A 6287-nucleotide genomic window follows, 5' to 3' on the forward strand; every position below is an offset into this window, starting at 1 on the left:
GGGAAAAAGTACCTGAATTTTCCCCCTGATCACTCCCATGCCTGGTACTTTTTGATTGACAAAAAGTCTAAAAGTCTTACCCAACAAGGTTTTTAGATTTATTCAGCAGACCCTAATTATGAAAATGATAATTATAAAATTTATACTAAATCCCGTTAATTTTTTAATCATGTTTTTTGCGCTAAAACCATCTATTTTAAACTCATTCCAAATGTAAATAAAGAAATACATAATCAAGACAGATATACCAGAATCAAAATTACTTAATAGAGCCATTGCCACTATAAAATCTAGAAGCAAATCTCGTAAGTTAATTGTTAAAAATCCAATGGAAAAAGTAGCTTTATCGAGAAATTTTCTTTCAGATATATACAACAAAGTTACCAGCAAAAGACAAGGAAATAAAGTTCTTAAAGGAAAATATTGAAAGTATAAATCTTGGCTTACTACCTTACCATGAAAATAACTCCAAAATAGGCAGCTAATAAATACCAAAATTCTGATCAATGGATTTTTGTAGATAGCTTTAACTATTAAATAGTAAAGAAGAATCTGAAGAGCAATTAAACTACACACAACAATTTTAATAGACCATAGACTATTTCCCATTAATCGTGATAGTAGGCCAAGCCAAAGATAATATCCACCATATACACTTTTAAATCCATCGTCAACAAGGGGAATAAAAGGGGAATCACTATTAATGGCCGCTAAGGGGAAAAGAACTAAATTAAAATGGTAGTTCGATTTATCAGTATAAACCAGACTCCAAGCAACTGATGTCACCGTCACCAAAACTCCAATAAAAATTATATTCTCAATCAATAATGTTCTCAAAAATTTACGAAGAGAAAATAAATGTAAGGCTCTTCTGGTTTATGTGTGGAAACGAGGTCTATACTGATAGAATATCCGCAAAATAGCCCTAAAAGTCTTGCCCGATAAGCATTTCACGATTCCATAAGCAAAAATTATCACACAAACTGTTAAAATTAATGCTACTGGAATTAGCACCAAAAAATTCAAGTTTGATAAATAGGTTGTCAGTTCACGCCAATTGTATGACATCTCAGGTTTCATATATAACCTGAGACTTTCAGCAGTTCCTTGGGTAAAGAGCCTTTGAATTGCTATCGTGTTGAAAACAAGACCAAGTCCCCACGAAATTAAAAACTCAAGATTACGACTTTGATTTGTGACTTGCCAATTATTGATTATTTTTGATAAAATAGAACTAAAATAGTTCAAAACTTTACCCAAGAATATAGGTAAAACAATAATTGAAATCAAAATAAATAGATACCACATTGCTTCATACCTTTCATTTCCTTTCAATCTGCCAAATCTTGTGGTAAGAAGATAATTTACATCGATAAAAATAAGTAGGAACGCACCTACTCCTTTGAGCCATTGATCAATCATATTTTTGTTCATTTATCTAATTTAATTTGAAGTATTATTGATAATTATTGACAATTCTGACGGCAGAATTGTCGGCTTGAGCTTGTGTTAACTCCTACAAAATGCTCTCATAGTTTCGGCTACATACTCTAACATCTCCTTGGTTAATCCAGGAAATACCCCAATCCAGAAGACTCCTTCCATGATTTTATCTGCATTAGACAAGTCTCCTATTACCCGATAATTTAATCCTTGATACAGAGGTTGTCGCAGTAAATTACCCCCAAATAATAGCCTTGTGCCGATGCGTTTTTCCTCCAAATATTTAACTAAATCATTACGGCTAAAAGGCGCATCTTCCCTAACTAAGATAGGAAAGCCAAACCAACTCGGTTCAGAATGGGGGCTGGCTTCGGGCAGAACTAAGACATCTTGTAAGTCTTGTAATTTTTGATGCAAAAAGTCGAAATTTTCCCGGCGCTTTTTGATAAATTCCGGCAATTTATCCAGTTGGGCTACCCCGACAGCCGCTTGCATATCCGTCATCTTCAGGTTATAACCCACATGAGAATAGGTGTACTTATGGTCATAGCCAAAGGGCAACTCTCCTAACTGCCAACCGAAGCGTTTATTACAGGTATTATCTACCCCCGGAGGACACCAGCAATCTCGGCCCCAGTCGCGGAAAGATTCGACAATCTTTTTCAAGCGGGTATCACTGGTTAAAACCGCGCCACCTTCTCCCATAGTCATGTGATGGGCGGGATAAAAGCTAACCGTTGCTAAATGCCCAAAGGTGCCAGTTTTTTGCCCTTTATAGAGACTTCCCACCGCATCACAGTTATCCTCCACTACCCAAAGGTCATGTTTTTCGGCAAAAGCCATCACCGCCTCTAAATTGAACGGGTTTCCCAAGGTATGGGCGATCATAATCGCTTTAGTCTTCTCTGACAGGGCCGATTCCAGCTGATCGATGTCGAGGTCATAACCGGGTAGTTTAACGTCTAAAAAGACGGGAATTAGCTGATTTTGAAAGATGGGATTAACTGTAGTCGGGAAACCTGCGGCAACAGTAATCACCTCATCCCCCGGTTTAAGTTGCTTTTCTCCCAATTTAGGAGAAGTTAAGGCACTTAAGGCCACTAAATTCGCTGAAGAGCCGGAATTGACTAATAAACAATGTTTTACCCCCATCCACTGGGCAAAACGTTCCTCGAATTCTGCGGCATATCTGCCCGTCGTGAGCCAGAAATCTAGGGAAGAATCGACTAATTTGACTAATTCTTGCTCATCAAATACCTTGCCGGAAACCGGAACATAGGTTTGCCCCGCCACAAAAGCCCGGGGTTGAAATTTGTGTTTATAGTATTCTTGTACAGATTGAAAGACTTGCTCTCGCAGCTCTGCTTCGGTGGTTGTACTGGGGGGAGAAATAGATTGAGTCATGGTTAATTTCCTTTCAGGGGAGAAATTTGAACTTAATGATTACTTAATTTGTATCCTTATCAACCTTGAGTTCGCTAATCGGTCAGACAACTTTGATAATATTCGATTTGTTGGCGAGTAAGGTCTTGGAATTGTGCTTTATCTTCAGAGTCCATTTGAGCCGCTTGATAATACCAAGTCACCGTTTCCTTGAGGGTTTGTCGAAAATCCCAGACGGGTTGCCATTTTAGGCTATGGAAAGCCTTATCTGTGACTAGATTAAGCAATTTAGCCTCATGAACAGCATTCGGATCACTTTGATCGAGCCAAGTCCCTGGCCAAAGTTGTAAGATAGACTCAACTAACTCTTTAACTGGACGATTAGAAGTCAGAGACGGACCGAAATTGAACGCCCCATATAACCCCCGGCTGTCTTGCTGCCAATTAGCTGTCATCAACTGCACATAAATCGACTCAGCTAACCGTAAATAGCCCCCTAAAGGCTCTAAAACGTGCTGCCAAGGGCGAGTCGCTAAAGGGTTCCGCACGGGAATCGCTTCCGACTTGATCAAAGCCCGCATCGCATCGGGTACAATCCGATCTAGAGACCAATCTCCTCCACCGATGACATTTCCGGCCCTGGCGCTGGCAATGCCGATGGCGGTTTGAGGGGTTTTAAAGAAGGAATTTCGCCAAGATGCGATCGCCAATTCCGCCCCCGCTTTGCTAGAACTATAGGGATCATAACCCCCTAAGGGGTCATTTTCCCGATAACCATAGACCCATTCCCGATTCTCATAGCACTTATCGCTAGTAATAAACACGGCGGCACAGGGATGAGTCAGGCTTTTGAGGGCTTCTAAAACGTGAATAGTCCCCATAACATTTGTGTGCCATGTTTCCACCGACTCAAGATAAGAAAGCCGCACTAAGGGTTGTGCCGCTAAATGAAAGACTACATCCGGTTGCCATGAAGCGATTAAACGAGCCACTAACTCAGCCTCTCGAATATCTCCTATATGGTGGCTCAGGTTTTGAGCCAAGTCCAATTGCTCAAATAAGGCCGGGGTGGTATTGGGGGCTAAACTGAGGCCTTTGACCTCTGCCCCCAGATGGAGTAACCAAAACGCCAGCCAAGACCCCTTAAAGCCGGTATGACCAGTAATAAAGACTTTTTTGCCCGGCCAAAATGCTTTCTTTACCATATTTTCCATCTAGCTTGTCCAGTGTCATCAAGGTGATTGAGCATTTCCATTTCTCGATAAGTATCCATGCACTGCCAAAACCCATCAGGCTCGTCCCGGAAGGAGAGGGGAGCTATTATTGTTCACAAGTCAATTAGACTCGCTATACTGGGTTTTCAGTTAATTTCAACAGCCTTGTGCAAGTAATCCCTGAAAAGAGTCTTCGTGAAGGCTTAAACCCATCACCCTAAATCTTTGGGAGCTACTATACATGAACTTGACCGAGGATGTCAATTGGTTAAGGGGATTTTACAATTCATTTGGTTTTGCTATATATAGACTGTGGTTAAACTTTTATACGGAAAATTTGCCAGACAATCTCTTATGGACTAAACTTTTTAGCCATTCAGGCATAGAGAGAAGTGAAATGTATAATAAATTGGCAGCTAAGAGCCAATTGATCATTTCATCAACTAACCAAGGATATAAGAATGGACTTGCGTAAAAGGTTGCCACCATAGCGACTAAAGCCATACTGGAAGGCAAGCTTAATTGATTTTCTTGCTTAATCCAATCCAAGATTTGAGGAAGGGCAAAGATGAGAAAAGTTAATTTGTAATCATAAAGCATACCAATAACAAGAAAATTTCCTAAATGAATTGCTACCGCAAGACGGAAGTAATCAATGTATCGACTTTTATCTAAAGATTTGTCCGAATCGGTTGAGACAAAATCCGAACTAAGCCATTCTTTAAAAAATTTAAATTTCGACAATAAAACTCTGGTTAAGATTGACATAGTATATAAAATCATAATTATATACATCATATATTTGAGCTTCTCTTTAATATCAGTTTCGCCGCTAGTAAGCCTTGATAGAATATATTTGACTGCACCAAAGAGGACTTTATAGCCAAAACTATACCAAATCCTCCCATCATGAATGCTTGAGATAGTTTTAATCTCCCCTATACTAGCGGCTCTTCTCGACTTTGTGTGATAATTTTTGCTTATGGAATCGTGAAACGTTGACTGAGAAAGACTTTTACGACTATTTTGCCGAAGAAACTATCAGTATAGGCTTCGTTTTCACACAGTGGTAAAAATAGCCGCCAAGAACAGAAATAGATTTCTTTTCTCTTTAAAAATTACCGACAGACCGAAAATTGGAAATAGTTTAATAACCCCCCAAAAAAATATTAATAAATAGGCACACAACCTAAAAATTAATGCTCGGCTATTCTTAATTATCATTAGTGCGACACCAAGCCAAGAATAGATAACAATATCTACGTTGCCACGTTCGACTAAAAGCATTACCGGTGGTGAGCATAAAATTAGGGCATAAACTACAGCTTCTTGATAATTTAATCTGCCAATGATGATTAAAGTTATCACATAAAAAATTAAAGCAAAGAAAACTCCTAAAAATATAGTATTGCGCTGCTCTAAACCTAGCCAAGTTAATAAAGACCAACTACTAGGATAAGCTATTTGGGTGAAGCAGGAATTATTTGCTAGGGAAACTTCGCCAGTCAATCGATCACAATCAAAAGCACCTAATACGGCGGCAAGATCGATAAAAGGGTTTTCAGCCGCAGGAACCCCAAGTCTCCACCAAAACTTGTGATAGGGAACAAAAAAATTAGCTAGATACAACAACCCAAAATATCCTAAGAGTGCAGCAACTACCAAAAATCTGCCATCAATTTTTGATTGCTGTTTGAGCATTTTCCTAATCTGGATATGTATTGAATTTACTATGTCCACTTAGTGCCTCCTGCTATTAAAGGATTGATTATCTGTCATTGACATCCTCACCGTCCGTTTACGGACGGTGATTCCCAAACCTCACGATTTGGGTTTCTGCTTCTTTCCCTTGCGGGGTTCCGCACCTGCCGCCACAGTTTTACTCTGTTCTGGTCTTATGGTCGCGACCCGGACTGACACCGCAAGTCCTGCGGCCAAAATGTTTTTACTAGCGTTAACATCTCGGTCATGGTGCGTCCCACAGCTTGGACAGTCCCATTCTCGAACATTTAACGGCATTTTCTCAGCAATATACCCGCAATTACTACACCGCTTAGAACTGGGAAACCATCTATCTATTTCGAGGTAATTTATCCCATACCAACGGCATTTATAGGCTAATTGTCGGGTTATTTCTCCCCAACTAACGTCAGATATTGCCTGAGATAATTTCGAGTTTTTGACCAGATTCTTGACGGCTAAATTCTCAACCACAATCGTTTGGTTTTCACGAACTAATTGAGTGGT

Annotated in this window: 7 protein-coding genes; all 7 read right to left on the reverse strand. The window is 39.6% G+C overall.

Annotated features, from left to right (window positions below; genetic code table 11):
* Positions 1–102: 102 nt before the first annotated feature.
* Entirely contained in the window at positions 103–825 is a 723-nt protein-coding gene (locus tag EWV84_RS03020; RefSeq protein WP_287076365.1) for a hypothetical protein, read from the reverse strand.
* Between the two features lie 51 nt (positions 826–876).
* The gene (locus EWV84_RS03025) at positions 877–1422 is read right to left on the reverse strand and encodes a hypothetical protein (RefSeq protein WP_287076367.1); all 546 of its coding nucleotides are present in this window, start codon (positions 1420–1422) and stop codon (positions 877–879) included.
* Positions 1423–1509: 87 nt separating this feature from the next.
* On the reverse strand, positions 1510–2847 hold the full coding sequence (gene rfbH, locus EWV84_RS03030) for a lipopolysaccharide biosynthesis protein RfbH (protein WP_287076369.1): 1338 nt from the start codon (positions 2845–2847) through the stop codon (positions 1510–1512).
* 74 nt (positions 2848–2921) lie between these two features.
* Positions 2922–4040, reverse strand: coding sequence for a CDP-glucose 4,6-dehydratase (rfbG, locus tag EWV84_RS03035; RefSeq protein WP_287076371.1), 1119 nt, complete (start codon positions 4038–4040; stop codon positions 2922–2924).
* A gap of 324 nt (positions 4041–4364) precedes the next feature.
* On the reverse strand, positions 4365–4823 hold the full coding sequence (locus tag EWV84_RS03040) for a hypothetical protein (protein WP_287076374.1): 459 nt from the start codon (positions 4821–4823) through the stop codon (positions 4365–4367).
* 276 nt (positions 4824–5099) lie between these two features.
* The gene (locus tag EWV84_RS03045) at positions 5100–5741 is read right to left on the reverse strand and encodes a hypothetical protein (RefSeq protein ID WP_287076376.1); all 642 of its coding nucleotides are present in this window, start codon (positions 5739–5741) and stop codon (positions 5100–5102) included.
* A 120-nt stretch (positions 5742–5861) separates the two neighbouring features.
* Positions 5862–6287, reverse strand: a 426-nt coding sequence (locus EWV84_RS03050) for an RNA-guided endonuclease InsQ/TnpB family protein (protein ID WP_287076378.1), incomplete at its 5' end; no start/stop codon positions are given.

Source organism: Microcystis sp. M_QC_C_20170808_M3Col (assembly GCF_007095505.1).
GTDB lineage: Bacteria > Cyanobacteriota > Cyanobacteriia > Cyanobacteriales > Microcystaceae > Microcystis.